Origin of the sequence: Haloarcula salina (genome assembly GCF_010119195.1) — an archaeon.
In the GTDB taxonomy this organism is placed as follows: domain Archaea; phylum Halobacteriota; class Halobacteria; order Halobacteriales; family Haloarculaceae; genus Haloarcula; species Haloarcula salina.
This window is the reverse complement of the sequence record NZ_WRXL01000001.1, coordinates 141846-157472: the sequence shown is the minus strand read 5'-3', so window position 1 is coordinate 157472 and position 15627 is coordinate 141846. Positions and strand designations below refer to the sequence as shown.

General features: G+C 66.2%; 19 protein-coding genes. 7 read left to right on the top strand and 12 right to left on the bottom strand.

All coding sequences use genetic code 11. From position 1 onward, the window contains the following. Window positions 1–220 precede the first annotated feature (220 nt). From GM656_RS00865 to GM656_RS00855, 3 genes are read right to left on the bottom strand one after another with little or no spacing between them, the layout of a single operon-like run. Entirely contained in the window at window positions 221–454 is a 234-nt protein-coding gene (locus GM656_RS00865) for a SelT/SelW/SelH family protein (RefSeq protein ID WP_162411758.1), read from the bottom strand. Between the two features lie 38 nt (window positions 455–492). Beyond that, the gene (locus GM656_RS00860; protein WP_162411757.1) at window positions 493–1179 is read right to left on the bottom strand and encodes a DUF7546 family protein; all 687 of its coding nucleotides are present in this window, start codon (window positions 1177–1179) and stop codon (window positions 493–495) included. Further along, window positions 1176–2570: a heme o synthase gene (locus tag GM656_RS00855; protein WP_162411756.1), complete on the bottom strand. Its 1395-nt coding sequence runs from the start codon at window positions 2568–2570 to the stop codon at window positions 1176–1178. The genes GM656_RS00860 and GM656_RS00855 overlap by 4 nt, the downstream gene beginning before the upstream one ends. 142 nt (window positions 2571–2712) lie before the next feature. On the opposite strand from GM656_RS00855, the gene coxB reads away from it, so the two are divergent. Further along, window positions 2713–3489 carry a cytochrome c oxidase subunit II gene (gene coxB, locus GM656_RS00850; RefSeq protein ID WP_162411755.1) on the top strand — a complete coding sequence of 259 codons (777 nt, stop codon included), beginning with the start codon at window positions 2713–2715 and terminating at the stop codon, window positions 3487–3489. A gap of 661 nt (window positions 3490–4150) precedes the next feature. Here coxB and GM656_RS00845 read toward each other — a convergent pair. Then, window positions 4151–4924 (bottom strand): CAP domain-containing protein, encoded by a 774-nt coding sequence (locus GM656_RS00845; RefSeq protein WP_162411754.1) that lies wholly within the window; start codon window positions 4922–4924, stop codon window positions 4151–4153. 121 nt (window positions 4925–5045) lie between these two features. Between GM656_RS00845 and srp19 the strand changes: the two genes are divergently transcribed. The 3 genes from srp19 (at window position 5046) to GM656_RS00830 (ending at window position 6729) form a co-directional block, all read left to right on the top strand. Next, window positions 5046–5324: a signal recognition particle subunit SRP19 gene (srp19, locus tag GM656_RS00840; RefSeq protein ID WP_162411753.1), complete on the top strand. Its 279-nt coding sequence runs from the start codon at window positions 5046–5048 to the stop codon at window positions 5322–5324. Continuing rightward, window positions 5321–5548 carry an H/ACA ribonucleoprotein complex subunit GAR1 gene (locus tag GM656_RS00835; RefSeq protein ID WP_162411752.1) on the top strand — a complete coding sequence of 76 codons (228 nt, stop codon included), beginning with the start codon at window positions 5321–5323 and terminating at the stop codon, window positions 5546–5548. The genes srp19 and GM656_RS00835 overlap by 4 nt, the downstream gene beginning before the upstream one ends. Before the next feature lie 113 nt (window positions 5549–5661). Continuing rightward, window positions 5662–6729 (top strand): presenilin family intramembrane aspartyl protease PSH, encoded by a 1068-nt coding sequence (locus GM656_RS00830; RefSeq protein ID WP_162411751.1) that lies wholly within the window; start codon window positions 5662–5664, stop codon window positions 6727–6729. On the opposite strand, the gene GM656_RS00825 is transcribed toward GM656_RS00830, so the two are convergent. Both GM656_RS00825 and GM656_RS00820 read right to left on the bottom strand, forming a co-directional pair. Beyond that, window positions 6726–7733: an ornithine cyclodeaminase family protein gene (locus GM656_RS00825; protein ID WP_162411750.1), complete on the bottom strand. Its 1008-nt coding sequence runs from the start codon at window positions 7731–7733 to the stop codon at window positions 6726–6728. The two genes, GM656_RS00830 and GM656_RS00825, sit on opposite strands and share 4 nt — an antisense overlap. Window positions 7734–7829: 96 nt before the next feature. After that, window positions 7830–8063 (bottom strand): hypothetical protein, encoded by a 234-nt coding sequence (locus GM656_RS00820; protein WP_162411749.1) that lies wholly within the window; start codon window positions 8061–8063, stop codon window positions 7830–7832. A 487-nt stretch (window positions 8064–8550) separates the two neighbouring features. Between GM656_RS00820 and GM656_RS18955 the strand changes: the two genes are divergently transcribed. Further along, entirely contained in the window at window positions 8551–8706 is a 156-nt protein-coding gene (locus GM656_RS18955; RefSeq protein WP_174242910.1) for a DUF7331 family protein, read from the top strand. Between the two features lie 36 nt (window positions 8707–8742). On the opposite strand, the gene GM656_RS00815 is transcribed toward GM656_RS18955, so the two are convergent. Both GM656_RS00815 and GM656_RS00810 read right to left on the bottom strand, forming a co-directional pair. Then, window positions 8743–9192 (bottom strand): DUF3054 domain-containing protein, encoded by a 450-nt coding sequence (locus GM656_RS00815; RefSeq protein ID WP_162411748.1) that lies wholly within the window; start codon window positions 9190–9192, stop codon window positions 8743–8745. Continuing rightward, window positions 9189–9794, bottom strand: coding sequence for a class I SAM-dependent methyltransferase (locus GM656_RS00810; RefSeq protein WP_162411747.1), 606 nt, complete (start codon window positions 9792–9794; stop codon window positions 9189–9191). Before GM656_RS00810 ends, GM656_RS00815 begins: the two co-directional genes overlap by 4 nt. Before the next feature lie 83 nt (window positions 9795–9877). Between GM656_RS00810 and GM656_RS00805 the strand changes: the two genes are divergently transcribed. Together GM656_RS00805 and fen are read left to right on the top strand one after the other, a co-directional pair. Further along, the gene (locus GM656_RS00805; RefSeq protein ID WP_162411746.1) at window positions 9878–10423 is read left to right on the top strand and encodes a GNAT family N-acetyltransferase; all 546 of its coding nucleotides are present in this window, start codon (window positions 9878–9880) and stop codon (window positions 10421–10423) included. Window positions 10424–10471: 48 nt separating this feature from the next. Then, window positions 10472–11452 carry a flap endonuclease-1 gene (gene fen / locus GM656_RS00800; protein WP_162411745.1) on the top strand — a complete coding sequence of 327 codons (981 nt, stop codon included), beginning with the start codon at window positions 10472–10474 and terminating at the stop codon, window positions 11450–11452. A gap of 34 nt (window positions 11453–11486) precedes the next feature. Here fen and GM656_RS00795 read toward each other — a convergent pair whose 3' ends face one another. From GM656_RS00795 to GM656_RS00780, 4 genes are all read right to left on the bottom strand, one after another. Continuing rightward, the gene (locus GM656_RS00795) at window positions 11487–12044 is read right to left on the bottom strand and encodes a DNA repair protein RecN (protein ID WP_162411744.1); all 558 of its coding nucleotides are present in this window, start codon (window positions 12042–12044) and stop codon (window positions 11487–11489) included. A gap of 125 nt (window positions 12045–12169) precedes the next feature. After that, the gene (locus GM656_RS00790; RefSeq protein ID WP_162411743.1) at window positions 12170–13309 is read right to left on the bottom strand and encodes an ABC transporter ATP-binding protein; all 1140 of its coding nucleotides are present in this window, start codon (window positions 13307–13309) and stop codon (window positions 12170–12172) included. Window positions 13310–13320: 11 nt separating this feature from the next. After that, window positions 13321–14253, bottom strand: coding sequence for a carbohydrate ABC transporter permease (locus GM656_RS00785; RefSeq protein WP_162411742.1), 933 nt, complete (start codon window positions 14251–14253; stop codon window positions 13321–13323). Further along, the gene (locus tag GM656_RS00780; protein WP_162411741.1) at window positions 14250–15314 is read right to left on the bottom strand and encodes a carbohydrate ABC transporter permease; all 1065 of its coding nucleotides are present in this window, start codon (window positions 15312–15314) and stop codon (window positions 14250–14252) included. Before GM656_RS00780 ends, GM656_RS00785 begins: the two co-directional genes overlap by 4 nt. Between the last annotated feature and the right edge of the window lie 313 nt (window positions 15315–15627).

The following is a 15627-nucleotide window of genomic DNA, read 5'->3' as shown; positions in this document are numbered from 1 at the left end:
AGACAGACCACTGGAAGCCACGGCTTGTCTTCCATTACCGGTTGGGTGTCCTCGCAGTTGTCACAGAACTCAGTCTTCGTAGCCATTTGACATGAGTGTCACACCAGAAGGATAAATAGTTTGTCGTGAATCTCCTGTCGGACTCTGGGTGATAAATATAGACGTTTGGACCACTCACGAGGAGACGCCGGCCACGTTGAGAGGAGCGGACCAGCGACCGCTATCGGAGTCTCGTTCGAACCGCTCTGACGATTTCGTCGACGTCGAACTCGTCGTCGTCCTTGTCGAACACCGGTTCGCCGTCGACGCTGACGCGGAACACGCCGTGGTCGCCCGTCACGAGGGCGATGCGGTCCAGTTGCCCCTCCAGTCCGCCCAGGATCGCCCGCTGTACGTCCAGCGCTCTGTCTCGGAAGCCACACGGAACGCAGTACTCGATTTCGACAGTGTGCATACCCTCGCTACGTCCGCGAGCGGGAAAGGCCTGCGCCCCTACGACCGGAGTCGCCCCACGACCGTCACGTCGAACCGGTGGACGCCGTACAGCAGGCCGACGGAGACGAGAAACACCGCGGTCGAGACGCCGTAGGACTGGTAGAGGGCCGCCTGATACAGCGTCGCGCCGACGCCGGCGAACCCGCCGAGGAGCGAGGCGACGACCGGGAGGACGCAACTCACGCAGGAGAACAGTCCGAGGACGCCGCCGAGCGCGCCGCCGCTCGCGTCGACGACGGTGACGAACACCAGGTAGGTGAGCGCCAGGTAGCCGGCGACCTTCCACGGGATGAGGACGGCGCTGAGTGTCGCCCCGCTGAACACCACCGTCGGCGCGAAACCCGGCGGGGCCTGCGTGACCAGTCGGAGGCCGGTCCCCTGCCCGCCGGTACCGAAGACGCCGCCGACGTAGCCCAGGAGCAGCGCGTACCCGACCGCGAGCGCGGCGGCGAGCACCGTTCGCCGTCGGTCCGCCGGCGCGGGGCGGACCCGAAGGAACACGAGCGCCGCGACGTTGAGCCAGACGAACGGGAACGTGAGGAGAAACGGGTCGGTCGCCGGCCGCGGCGTCAGCAGAACGTACCCGAAGATAAGCAACAGTTCGGCGTTCAGAACGGCCGCCCACGTGACGAGCGACCGTGTGTCCGGGACGTGCTCGCCGAGGTCGAACGCTGTCGTGCTCATAGGACGAGTGCGTCGACGACCACGGCGACCAGCACCGCACCGAGGTACGCGTTCGACGCGTGGAAGGCGCGGAAGGCCGCCGCCTCGGTCTGTTCGCGGTGGAGCCTGATGACCGTCCAGAGGAACACCGCGCCGAGCGACACCGACGTGACGGCGTACAGCCAGCCGAGGTCAGTCAACACGCCGAGGACGCCGGCCGAGACGAGCGTCGCGCCGAGGTAGTAGACGATGTGCTTTCGGGTCTCGGTCTCGCCGCGGACGACGGGCATCATCGGGAAGCCGCCCGCCTCGTAGTCGTCCTTGTACGCGAGCGCGAGATTGTAGAAGTGCGCCGGCGTCCACAGGAAGATGACGCCCGCGAGCACCACGCCGGGGAGCCCGATGGTGCCCTCGGCGGCCGCCCAGCCGATGAGGGCCGGCAGCGCGCCGGCGGCCCCACCGATGACGGTGTTCTGGACCGTGTTCGGCTTCAACAGGAGCGTGTAGACGACGCTGTAGAACAGGATGGCCGTCAGGCCGAGCACCGCCACGAGGGCGTTGACCTGCCAGAACAGCCACAGCGAGGCGAGCGACAGGAAGCCGCCGAACGCGAGCGCGTTCCGGACCGGGATCTGGTGGGTCGCGATGGGGCGGTCGGACGTGCGGTCCATCCGCTTGTCGATGTCGCGTTCGAGCACGTGGTTGAACGTCCCCGACGCGCCGATAGAGAGGACGCCGCCCCCGAGAGTCAGGAGCACCGTCCGGACGGTGAGGTCGGGGCCGACGGCCAGCGCCATCCCCGCGGCGGCGACCAGACACAGCAGCCACATCAGTCGGGGCTTCATCAGCCGGAAGTACGCCGCCGCGGTGGCGGTGAGTCGCTCGCCGAACGAGAGGTCGACCGGCGCTCCGTCGCTCTCGTCGGCGACCGGTTCGGGCGCGAGCGTCGGGTTCTTGACCGGGTCCTCGTCGTCGCTCCCGGTCTCGGCCTCGAGGTGCCAGGCGAGTCCCAGGACGAACGAGCCGAAGATTCCCATCCCGACCGCGAGGTGCAGACCGGGGAAGATACTGTCTCCCGCCGTCGTCGCGACGAACGCGCCGAGTCCGATCTGTACCGGGTACAGCACCGCGCCGGCGAGCAAAGTCGCCTTCACGCGGCGGCGGCAGTCGGATCGAAGACCGACGACCACCGTCGCCGCGGCCAACAGGCCGACGGCCGCCGCGGTCAGGCGGTGGCCCCAGGCGACCAGCAGCGCCGTGTTCGTCATCGCGACGGGGCCGTCACACAGGGGCCAGGTGGTGCAGGCTGACGCCGCGTCCGTGAGCGTCGTCGTCGCGCCCGCGAGCACCAGCAGGTAGACGCCGACCGCCGTCGCGGCGAGCAGCCCGGTGAACGTCCTGCTCTCTGCCATTGTCCTAGGCTTCGGTGCTGTGCACTTAGACCCCGCGATTCCGCCGTCGTCACGCCCGCAATTTCACGGGTCGGGGCCACCGAAATCAGGCGACTGCGGCGAAGACAGCAGTTATTTATCCCCGAAATCCTAAGCCGCATCTATGACCCGGAAACGTGCCGGTCTGGTCGCTCTCTTCGGCGCTGCGCTGCTCGCGCTGGCTGTCGAACCGGCCGCTGCCCAGACCACGGACTCGGCGACTGAGACCCTCATCTGGGGACTCAATCAGAATCTGCTGTACGTCGCCATCCCGATTACGGTGCTCGTCGAGGGAATCCTCATCTATACCGTCTGGCGGTTCCGTAATCAGGAAGACCCCCTTCCGACCCAGGAGAACCGTCGACTGGAGATCACGTGGACCATCGCGACGGCGATCATCCTCCTGTTCGTGGGCGTCGCGTCGTATCAGGTGATGGCCAGCCCGTACGTCACCGCGTCGGCCGCCGATCAGGCCCAGTTGTCCGACGAGAACCCCGAACTCGTAACCGTCGAGGCCCAGCGCTACGGCTGGACGTTCTACCACAACGAGTCCAGTTGGGACGGCGAGGCGGCCGCGACGACGACCGGCACCCTGAAACTCCCGGCGAACCAGGACATCGTCTTACGCATCACATCGGTCGATTGGCTCCACGCGTTCCACGTCCCCGGGCTCGGGCTGAAGTCCGACGCCTTCCCCGGCCAGTACAACCGGCTTCGCACGAACGTCAACAACCCCGGGACGTACCAGCTCTACTGCGCCGAGTACTGCGGCTCCGGTCACTCTAACATGCTCGGAACCGTCGAAGTCGTCCCCCAGGACGAGTACGACCAGTGGCTCTCCGAGCAGCAGTCGAGCGGCGGGAGCGGTGGCGCACAGAACAACAGCACGAGTAGCAACTGACGGTCGCGGTTCGCTTCCGGTCCTTTTCCGATTCGTCTCGTCGACGCCTTCCTACTGGTCGCCTCAGCGGTTCTTCTCTGGTCCCGAGACCGTCTACCGGGCTGGGGTCTCTCGATCAGGGTCCGGTCGCCAACTCCCACCACACCGAACAGGCGGCACTGAACATCTATCCGGACGCCTTCGAGGGTGTAACGCTGTTCGATCGCGAAACGCGTCGCCGGAATCCTCGCCGGCGATTTCTAGCCGTTCTCACGGAAGCACCACAACCACCATCGCACTGTGACTGGTGACCGGCACGCCCCAGCGTACCCAGCCCTCCATCGGCGCGGGTCGCTCCTGATATTACTATAGTAACAATTGAAACGGTTTACACACCGATCGCACGACAGCAGTGCGATCGGGTGTGCACTGACTTTCAATGGCTACTATATTCGACAGCTGGTGAACGATTGATTCCGTGTTCCCGGTCAACTGACTGCCTAATCGCGCGACGGCCGCTCACGTCCTAGATCCCCGTTCGAGTGGGCCGACGGGAGAACACGTGCGAGAACCGGATTCGTCGCGCAGACCCCACGCGCTGTCTCTCGGATGGTGCTGTCAGCAGTTGCGTTTCGAAAAGGACGGCGAATCAACGCCCGACTGAAAAACGAGCGAAAGCCGCCTAGCCGCAGATATTCGCGGTCGCGTACACGTTTCCGGTGTCGGTGACCTCGATACCGATTCCGACGAGGTTCGCGTTCCTGAGCGTGAGGCGCTCGCGGTAGTCCGGCCAGTCCATCCACGCGTCGACGATGGTCCGCGCGACCTCCTTGTCGTTCGCGTTGAACTGCTCCTCGCCGTCCTGTTCGTACACCTGTCCGGCCACCGTCTTCTCGACGGCCTCGAAGCGGGTTCGGGCCGGGGTTTCGATGTAGTCGCCCTCCGACGAGGAGAAGGTACAGCGGTCGTAGAGGCCGCTATTCTCGTATCGCTTCTTGCTCGACACCCCGTCGATCTTGTGGATGGCTTTGCCTTCGATCGCCATCTGTTCGCTGTGGCCCTGTGCCATCTCGTCGAGGTCGTCCTCGGTCTTCAGGCCGGACTCGAACGCCGGTACGCCAGCGGCCTCGCGCTCTTCGTTGAGGTACTGTTTGACGTACTTCGAGATGTTCTGTTCGTTGAACTTCCGGGCCGGGACCGATCGCTCTTCCGGCGTGGCAGTCGCAGTCGGGGTGGCCGTCACGTTCGGCGCTGGTGTCGGCGTGGTGCTGTTGTTCGCCGCCGGCGTCGAGGCCGTTCCCCCGTCATCGCCGTCGCTCCCGTCACCCTGATCCGCCCCCGTCTGTGACGGTGTTTCAGCCGGCCCACCGGCGAACTGGGTCCCGATGAGGATGCCCGTTCCGAGGACCACGAGCAGGGCGACTGCTGCGACCCCGAGTAGTGCTTTCTTTGCCATCTCTATCTTTTTTAGAGCACAGATGTATGTAAGTTACTTGCTTGAGTACGACACATAGCGACGGATCGGTTCCCCGTCCGGTGACGACAACCCATATATGCCGCCGGTGACCACGTCCGGTATGGTCGAGAACGTAATCTGGCCGGTGGCGCTCGACGCCGGCTGTTCGCGCAGTGACGGGCGGCGCGTCTCCCGCGACCTCGCCGTCGAGGACCCGACCGTGGACGAGATCGCGAAGGCCGTCCAGCAGGTCGGCTACGACGCGGTCATCGAACGCGAAAAGACGTATCCGCGCGAGTACGAGGCGCGAGGGCGCGTCCTCGTCAGGAACGCGGACGACGCCACGAAGAGCGACCTGCTCGGGGCCGTCGCGGCCTACGTACAGGCGCTCCGGGAATGAAGCGCATCGGAACCGTCTCGCGGGTCGCACAGGGACTCGCTATCGTCCGGGCCCCGGACGACGAGTACGCCGACGTGGGGACGACGGTCGTCGACGAGGCCCTCGACACGGTCGGTTCCGTCGTCGACGTGTTCGGCCCGGTGGACAGACCGTACCTCGCGGTCTCGCCCGACGACGACGTTCACCTGCCGGGGCTGGTGGGCGCGGTGCTGTACGCGCGGTAAGTCGCGGACCGGCTTCGGTCGATCACGTCACGACCCCGCCGCCGTGCGGCTGTTTCACTCCTCCTCGTGTCGGCTCCGTAACCCTCAAACCGGTCCCTGTCGGACGTGTGTGCATGGAGAGACGGTGGCGGCTCGTCGGTGGCTGTGGACTCATCGCTGGCATCTTCCTGTTCGTCCAGCTCGGTGCGCTGGCGCTCGTCCAGCCGTTCGAATCGGCCGGCTACCAGGCGGTCGAGGACCCCTCGGACCCGACGAACAGCCTCATGTACGTCGGCGCGATTCTCGTCGCCACGGCCGTCATGCTGCTGGCCTTCCGCTACGACGTGGATCAGCTCATTCGCGGCCTCATCGTGTTCTCGGCCGCCTGGCTCTCGCTGTACGTGTTCCAGGTGCTCGTCCCGCCGGTCCTGACCTACGCCGGGCTCAACGTCGTCGCCGTCGCGCTCGCGCTCGCGCTCGGTGGGGCGCTACTCCTCTACCCCGAATGGTACGTCATCGACGCCTCGGGAGCCGTGATGGGGGCCGCCGCCGCCGGGCTGTTCGGGATCAGCTTCGGCATCCTGCCCGCGCTCGTCCTGCTGACCGTCCTCGCCGTCTACGACGCCATCAGCGTCTACGGCACCGAACACATGCTGACGCTCGCCTCGGGCGTGATGGACCTCAAGGTCCCCGTCGTGCTCGTGATTCCGCTGTCCCTGTCGTACTCGTACCTCGACGCGACGATGCCGGACCCGACCGACGACGCGGACGAGGGTGAGTCCGCCGAGGGGGCCGAGCCCACAGCCGGTGACGGCGAGACCGCGGTCGCCGACGGCAGTGAGTCGGCCACTGAGGGCGGCGACGGAGACGAGTCCGGCGCGGACGGCCACGCCGACCCGCTCGACCGCGACGCGCTGTTCATCGGTCTCGGCGACGCCATCATTCCTTCCGTGCTCGTCGCGAGCGCGGCCTTTTTCGCCCCGTCGGGCGTCCAGAGCATCCTGGGCGTGCCGCTGCCGGCCGTCACCGCCATGATCGGGACCTACCTCGGGCTGGCGGTCCTCCTCTGGATGGTACTGAAAGGGCGCGCACACGCGGGGCTCCCCCTGCTCAACGGCGGGACCATCGCGGGCTACGTGCTCGGCGCGCTCGTCGCGGGAATCGGCCTCGTCGACGCGCTCGGACTCGCGCCGTACCTCTAGCGGCCGGTCAGGGCTTCGCTCGCCGGCGCGAACTCGATTTCCTCGCCGCGGTTCTCGGCCTTCGCACGCTCGTACAGCAGGTATCCGGCGGCGACCGTCTCGATGGCCGTGCCGCCGGAGTCGAAGACCGTGATCTCCTCGGGCGACTCCCGGCCGGGGGCGGTCCCGGCGACGACGTCGCCCAGTTCGGCGTGGACGTGGTCCTCGTCGACGACGCCCTCGTCGAGCGCGTTGATGAACGACCCCGCGTCCTTGGTGACGCGCTCGCGGAGGTCCGGGACGTACTTCGCCCGTTCGATGGTGGTCGCGTCGAGTTCGTTCTTCTCGGGGTGATACTGGCCCATCGCGGTCACGTGCGTCCCGTCTTCGAGCAGGTCGCCGTCGAACACGGGTTCGCTCGCGTCGGTCGCGGTGATGACCACGTCGGCCCCTTCGACGGCCGCCGCCGAGGAGGCGACGGCCGCGACGGTGGCGTCGAGCGCGTCGTTCATCTCCGCGGCGAAGGACTCTCGGTGCTCCGCGGTCGGCGAGTACACCTCGACGCGGTCGAACGAGCGCACGGTCGCCGTCGCCCGGACCTGCCCGCGGGCCTGCGCCCCGCTCCCGATGACGGCGAGGTCGCTCGCGTCCCGGCGGGCGAGCGCGTCGACGCCGACCGCCCCGGCCGCTCCGGTCTTGTGCGGGTTCATGCTCGCGCCGTCGAGGACGGCGAGCGGGTCGCCGCTCTCTGCGTCGAAGATCGGCAGCGAGAAGTGGGCGTCGCGCCCGCCGAATCCGGCCGCGTAGGTGTACCCGCCCATCGCGCCGGTCTCGGGGAGGATCGCCAGATAGCCCGTCAGCATCCCCGCGGGGTCGTCGGAGAACAGCGTCGTCCGGGGCGTCGCGGGCGCGCCCTCGCCCCGCTCGCGGTAGCCCGCGCGCACCGCGTCGACGTACTCGGCGGGCTCGGCGAGGTCGGAGACTTCGTCGCTCCGGAGAAACAGCGCTTTCGCGTCGGATGTCATATCCCGCCCTTCGACCGACGCGCCCTTAACAGCGGTGACGGCGCTGTCGCTTGCCGGGGAAGTAAACGTCGGAGGGAAAGACGGGTCGAAGGGTCCCTAATCGGCGGTCTGGAGCGGCTCAGACTGTGCGTTCCGCTGCGTCCCCGCGTCGGTCGGCGTCGGGTCCACGGGGGCGCGGACGAACATCGCGTGGCCGATGAGACCGACGGCCACGACGGAGGCCATCGGAATCGCGGTGGTCAGTTCGAAGCCCGCTGCGAACAGCGAGCCGGTGATTCCTGCCATTGCGAGCGGGATGAGTCCCAGAACAACGTCGTAGTAACCCGTCATAAGTATGGATAATACTATGGGGTAATTGCTTATTAACCTTTCCCCGTTCTTCCAGATAATACATTGAATGGCCTTTTCAAATTTGCTCTGAACCCCCAACAAATCCAACTCATAACTTATGAGTAGGATATTGCCCCAAAGTATATATACAAAAATTCTTGTAGAGTAGTCACAAGAAATCCGGATATCGAGTGGTTCGCACACCGATCGTCACGAAACGTATTCTACGAATACTTGCGATGTATTCTGCGAGCAATTGTGCGACCCTTGTTACCGACAGACATGCTGATTCATTCCGGGCCGAATCAAAACGGACGATAGGAGGCTGCTGCGGGAAATTTATTAATTATGAGAACTAGTTCGTGTGGCATGGGTCGATACTAAACCCTCTGTTCTCTATCGTGATAACTGGGTCCGTGCGCTTATTACGTGTGGTCCGATACCCGTATTCGGAGACAGAAGGCACAGCCGAACTCCATCCGAGACTATGAGTACGAACGCTACGGACAACACGACGGACGAGCAAGCACGACAGTACGCCGAACTCAACATCGGGGACGAGGAATTCGTCATCTACGATCGAGAGAACCATCAGGCGTGGATCCAGTCGACAGTCTCGATCGAAGTAGCGGAGCTTCGGTAGGCCTTCGCCCGCGGTGCGGGGCGGACGGGTAGGCCGCTACCGCAACAGACCCTCTTTCCTGTCGACGTATCGGTGCAACAGCGTCGCCGCCACGCTGCGCCAGCAGACGAGCAGCGTCCCGCCGACGAGAATCGAGACCAGCGCGAAGGTGAGCGCCGCGTTACCGGGGAATAGCTCGGTCGCGCGAAGCGCCTGTGCGATACCGACCGCGAGGACCCAGGCGACGGCGGTTCGGGAGACGGCCGCGCGGAGCGTTCCGATTCCGTCGCTGGTGTACAGACCGCCGATAGCCGCCACGAGGACCCAACCGAGGAGGAACGGCGTCAGCGTACCGGCGAACCGTCCGGGATTCAGAAACGGATTGATACCGTGAGTGAACTCGCCGACGGCGACGAACGTGCCGATGGCCAGCAGGTCGCCGACGGCCAACAGCGCGCTCCGACCGGACAGTTCGACACGACCGTTCCCGACCGTCGAGACGCTCATACTCGCTCTTGACCCGCGGGGTACTTTGCTCCCTCGGATTCGGCGACCCCGGCGACCGTGTAGCCGAAGCCCCGCTCGACGACGGTCCCGGCGAGCCCCGCGTCCGCGAGGCGAGCGACCAGCTCGTCCGGGGTGTGAAATTCGGACTCGAAGCCGACCAGGTGCTCGGACGCCACCAGGACCCGCCCGAGGAGCGTCGTCGGGTCGAACTCCCGGACCACGAGCACGCCGCCCGGTCGGACGACCGAGGCGGCCGCGCGAAACACCGCGTCCACGTCGTGCATGTGGTGCAGGGCGTCGACGATGATGGCCGCGTCGACTGAGTTCTGGCACAGCGGGAGTCGCGCCGCGTCTCCGGCGATGGCGTCCAATCCCTGGTCGCGTGCCCGCCGGAGCATTCCGGGAGCCGCGTCGACGACGAGCCGCTCCGGCACGTCCAGCCGTCTGATTCCCCGTCCCGATCCCCCGCCGATGTCGACGATTCGCGCCACGTCCCGCTCGGCGACGGCCAGCCCGGCCCGGAGCTTCCCGGCTCGGGCGGGCGGCATCACGAGGTCGTACGCCGTGGCGAAGCGATCGAAGGCGCTCACGTCGCCGCTCATGCCCCGACCATCGCGACGAGCGGGGATATAGCTGGGTGGCCGAGACCACCACGGCTTAGAGGGCGCGGAGCCCAGACCGGGACATGGAGTTCTCGCTGCTGGGCTGGGCCGAGGACGGCCACCGGCTCCGCCTCGACCACGAACGGTTCGCCTACGCGGGCAAGTTCGTGATGACGTCGACCGGCAAGGCCGTCGCCGGCGACGACGGCGTCGCGGCGGCCGCGGCCTTTGACGCCGACCGGACGGACCCGGACACGCTACGGGTCCGCTACGTCACCGTCCGCCGGGACCGACAGGGCGAGGGGCTCGGTCCGCGACTGCTCCGGTTCGTCCGCGAGCGCGCGGCCGAACGGGGCTTCGACCGCGTCTCCATCGGCGTCAACAATCCCTTCTCGTACCAGGCGGCGTATCGCGCCGGCTTCTGTTTCAGCGGCGCGGAGTCGGGGCTGGCCGAACTCGACCTCGTCTGGCCCGGCGACCGCAGCGCGACGCGGTATCAGGCCGGCCTCGACCTGTTCCGCGAGCGCGACCTCTCCGCCGAGGAGGAGTCGTTTCTCGCGGCGAAGGCCGACGTCGACCCGCCGCCGGTCCTCGACACCTGGACCGACCCGCCCACGTCGTCCGAGTGATTGCCCCGCTCCGGGAGATTCAAACCGCTGTCCGCCCAACGACTGCCAATGGGAAACGCAGACCTCCGCTCGCTCGCGGCGCTCGAAGACGTGTCGTTCGGCGACCTCGACGGAAGCGTCGTCGCCGTCGACGCCCACAACTGGCTCTATCGCTACCTCACGACGACGGTGAAGTTCACCGGCGACGCCAAGTACACCACCGGCGACGGCGAGGAGGTCGCGAACCTCATCGGCGTCGTCCAGGGGCTGCCGAAGTTCTTCGAACACGACCTGACGCCGGTGTTCGTCTTCGACGGCGCGGTGACTGACCTCAAAGACGACGAGGTGGAGAAGCGCCGCGCCCAGCGAGAGAAGTACGAGTCGGAACTGGCGGACGCCCGCGAGGCCGGCGACGCCGCCCGCGTCGCGAAACTGGACTCGCGGTCCCAGCGCCTGACCGACACCATCGTGGACACGACCCGCGAACTGCTCTCTCTGCTCGACGTGCCGGTGGTCGACGCGCCGGCCGAGGGCGAGGGGCAGGCGTCGGTGATGGCCCGCCGCGGCGACGTTGACTACGTCGGGACCGAAGACTACGACGCACTGCTCTTTGGCGCGCCGCTGACGCTCCGGCAACTCACGTCGAAGGGCGACCCCGAACTGATGGACTTCGAGGCGACGCTCGAACGCCACGACCTCACCTGGGAGCAGCTCGTCGACGCCGCCATCCTGATGGGGACCGACTTCAACGAGGGCATCTCCGGTATCGGACCCAAGACCGCCGTCTCGGAGATTCACGAACACGGCGACCTCTACGCGGTGCTCGAGGCCAGGGGCGAGCACATCGACCACGCCGACCGCATCCGCGACCTGTTCCTCGACCCGGCGGTCACCGACGAGTACGAGATTCCCGACGCGATCGAGCCGGACGTCGACGCGGCCCGCGCGTTCGTCACCGACCAGTGGGAGGTCGACGCCGACGAGGTGGCCCGCGGGTTCGAACGCATCGAGGAGTCCGTCGTCCAGACGGGACTCGACCGCTGGGCTTGAGCCGGCAACGCGCCCGCGTTCCCGACTGCCGCGATTACTCGGACTCGTGATCAAGCTGGTCGCGCAGGCGTTGCATCTGATCTTGCAGCCGCTCGATCTGCTCGTCGAGTTGCCCCTCGCTCGCCGCCTGTAGCTCGTCGAGTTGCGCTTCGGTCTCCTCGACGAACGACATCGTCTGTGCCTCGAAGTCCTCGTGGGTCGACAGCAGCATCTCCGTCTGTTCTTCGACGGTCTCTAAGTACGCCTCCGACGCGTCCTCGAACTCCTCGACGCCCTGGTCGGCCGCTTCGACCGCCTGCTGGCCAGCCTCCGCGGCCGCGTCGAACTGGTCGTCGATCGCTTGTCGTACCTGCTCCATCCCCGGTGACGCACCGGGGACGGCCTCCTCGATGGCGTCGAGCGTCCGGTGCATCGTCTCCCGTGTCGTCTCGGCCCCCTGCTCGTTCAGTTCCGCGCCCTGTTCCATCCCCTGCAACAGGGCGCGATTGAGGCGCTGCTGAAAGGCGAGTCCGGTCGAGATCGCCTGCCGACCGCCCTCTATCGTCTGGCGCTGGAGTTCGAACGCGGGTCTGAACGGATTGTTCTCGTCCATGCGAACTAGTGTCAGTGGGCGTGATACTAAATGCTGTTCACGAACCGGCACGGACGCGGTCCGGCCGCTACTCGACGCGCCGAATCTCTTGGACCAGAACTATGGAAACCGAACCGCGAACCCCGTCAGACGACCGACTCGACGGTTTCGATCTCGTCGAGCGTCCGGTTTCGGATCGCCTCGCCGCTCCCGGTGTCGAAGAGGTGGATCGCTTCCTCGGGGAACGCGACGGAGATTCGCTGTCCGGATTTGAGGCTCGTCATGCCGTCGACGGTCATGGTGAACTGCTCGTCGGCGTCCGCGTCGAACTGCAGGTGGGCCGTGTTCTCGTTCCCGCGCGGCTCGACCACGTCGACCACCGCTTCGAAGGTGTTCACGGCGGCGGTCGAGTCCGCGAGTTCGATGTCCTCGGGGCGGATGCCCAGCGTGACGTTCGTGGTCTCGCTCACGGCGGCGGCCGTCTCGTCGCCGAGTTCGTACTCGAACCGGTCCGCGCGCAGCGTCGTCCCCTCGCGGGTCGTCGGGAAGAAGTTCATCGAGGGCTCGCCGATGAAGCCCGCGACGAAGAGGTTGTTCGGTTCGTGGTAGCACTCGAGCGGCGTCGCGCACTGCTGGAGAATGCCGTCGTTGAGGATGGCGATGCGGTCGGACATCGTCATCGCCTCGGTCTGGTCGTGGGTGACGTACACCGTCGTCACGTCGAGGTCCTCCTGGAGGTGCTGGAGCTCCGTCCGCATCTCGGCCTTGAGCTTGGCGTCCAGATTGGCCAGCGGCTCGTCCATCAGGAACACTTCGGGGTCACGGACGATGGCGCGGCCGAGCGCGACGCGCTGTTGCTGGCCGCCCGAGAGTTCGCCCGGTTTGCGGTCGATGAGGTCGAAGATGCCGAGCATCTTCGTCGCCTCCTCGACCCGCTGGTCGATCTCCGAGTCGGGCATGTCCGTGGACTCCTCCAGCCCGAACGCCATGTTCTCTCGCACGGTCATGTGCGGGTACAGCGCGTAGGACTGGAACACCATCGCCACGTTCCGGCGGGCCGGCGGCTGGTCGTTGATGATCTGGCCGCCGAGCCGGATCTCGCCGCTCGTGATGTCTTCGAGCCCGGCGATCATCCGCAGCGTCGTCGACTTGCCACAGCCTGACGGACCGACGACACAGAGGAACTCGCCGTCTTCGATATCGACCGATACGTTGTCGACGGCGATGATCTCGCCGTCGTCGTCCTGGAACGTCTTCGTTACGTTGTCGAGAGTGAGTTGTGCCATTGTGAATCTCCTCAGTTTTCGCCTGCGACGCCTTTCGCGAACTGTTCGCCGAACACGATGTACACCAGCAGCGTCGGGAACGCCGCGACGATGGCTCCCGCCATCGTGGTGTTGAACGACTGGACGACACCGCCGGTCAGGGCGGCGAGTCGCTGCGTCGCGACCTGCGCCGCCGGCTCGTTGACGAGGACCAGCGCGAACAGCAGGTCGTTGTACACCTGCGTGAACTGGTAGATGAGCGTCACCGCGAACATCGGAAGCGACAGCGGCAGGATGATGTTGCGGTAGATACTGAACGCGCTCGCGCCGTCGAGGCGGGCCGCTTCGATCATCTCGTCGGAGATGGCCTGGTAGTACGACCGGAACAGCAGGGTACAGATCGGAATCCCGTACGCGCCGTGGGTGATCGACAACTGGAAGAGCTGGACGTAGCCGTTGCGGCTCGGGTACGCCCAGTCGCCACCCGTGATAAAGCCGAAGACCGTGTTGACGAAGCCGTTGAGCAGCCCCGGCAGGATCTGGTACCAGAACTGCGCGAGCGGGACCAGAACGGCCTGATACGGGATGAAGATGCCGGCGATGATGAAGACGACGACGCCGACCTGGCCGCGCCAGCTGATGGTCGTCAGCCCGTACGCGGTCAGGCTGCCGAGCAGCGCCGACATGATCGTCGCCGGAATCGCCATCACTAGCGAGTTCAGCAGGCCGGGCCTGAGCGTGTTCCAGGCGGTGGCGAGCGCCGACAGCGTGAAGCCGTCGGCGCTCGGCGGCGCGAACGGGAGCGTCCGCGCGAACTCGCCCTGCGTCTTGAACATCGTCATCACGGCCGTCTCGACCGGGAAGAGGTAGAAGACGATACCGAACAGCAACACGGCGTACAGCCCGATACGGCTGTTGTCCATGTCGCGCAGTTCCTCGACGTAGTCGCGGGTTCCGGTGCTCATAGTTCACCCCGTCGGTACTCGCTGTAGAGGTACGGTCCGATCACCAGCAGCGCGAGGGCGAACAGCACGATGGCGATGGCGGAGCCGTACGCCCACTGCAGGCTGTCGAAGGCGACCCGGTACATCATCGTCGCCAGGATGTCCATGTTCGCCCCCGGCTGGGAGCCCCGCAGCGCGTAGATGAAGTCGAACGCTTTCAGCGCGAACACCATCAGGACCACGGACGCCGACACGGCGGAAGCCCGGAGCTGGGGGATGATGACGCGCATGTACATCCGGACGGTCGTGGCCCCGTCGACGCGCGCGGCCTCGTAGTGGGCCTGCGGAATCGCGCGCAGTCCCGCGAGGAACACGACCATCGCGTAGCCGCTGAACTGCCAGATGAGCGCGAAGATGACCGCGGCGAGCGCGGTGGTGTTCCACGAGAGCCACTGGATGACCTCGGCGTTGACCCCGGCCGGCCGGAGGAGTCCGACCAGCAGCCCTTCGAGGTTGAACAGTCGGAGGAGCTGATTGAACACCCCGCTGCGGGCGTTGTACACCCAGGCCCACATCGTCGCGGTGACGACGAACGAGAGGCTCATCGGGAGCAGGTAGATCGTCCGGAAGGAGTTCTCGAAGCGGATGTTCTGGTCGATGAGAATCGCCACCAGCAATCCGAGCGCCAGACAGAGGACGGTGAACACGACCAGTAACACGACCGTGTTCTGGGCCGCGTGCCAGAACGCCCCGTCGTTCAGCATGCGGGCGTACATGCTGAAATCGAAGTTCGCGTACGTCGCCCCGCCCAGCCCGTTGTAGTCCGTCAGCGACAGGAGGAAGTTCCAGGCGATTGCGCCGTAGACGAAAAAGCCCGCCAGCAGGACCGGCGGCAGCCAGAACGGGGCCGACTCGACGAGTTCCCACTCGACCGGGAGCGACTTCCGCAGGGTGTCGTCCCCGGCCGTCGTCACCGTCGTTCCGCCGTCTGTCGCCAGTTGGTCTCCGTTCGATTCGTCTCTCGATATCGCCGCCCGGAGCCCGCCTCCGGCGGCGCGGAGTCTGCTGAGTATCTCGCGCATGGTTGTGTCAGTCGTTCGCCGACGTGAGTTCGCCGTCCGTCAGTCGACGGACGCGTCATCAGGGGATTCGCTGCGGGACCGGAACGGTCGCCCGCGGTCTCGAAGGCCTGTCACACCGAGACAGACAGCCGATCGGACCGCGGCGGTCGCGTCGTCGACGGGTGTGCCATTCCGTCGAGCGCGTGCACCAGCGAGCAGCGCGGCCGTCTGGCCGATTGCGAAGCCTGCGTTCACGTCGTCCGTCGACGTCCGGTCTGTCCCGCTCGTCCGGGGTCGGTGGACCGCAGTCAGCGGACCGAGCGGGGTCGTCAGT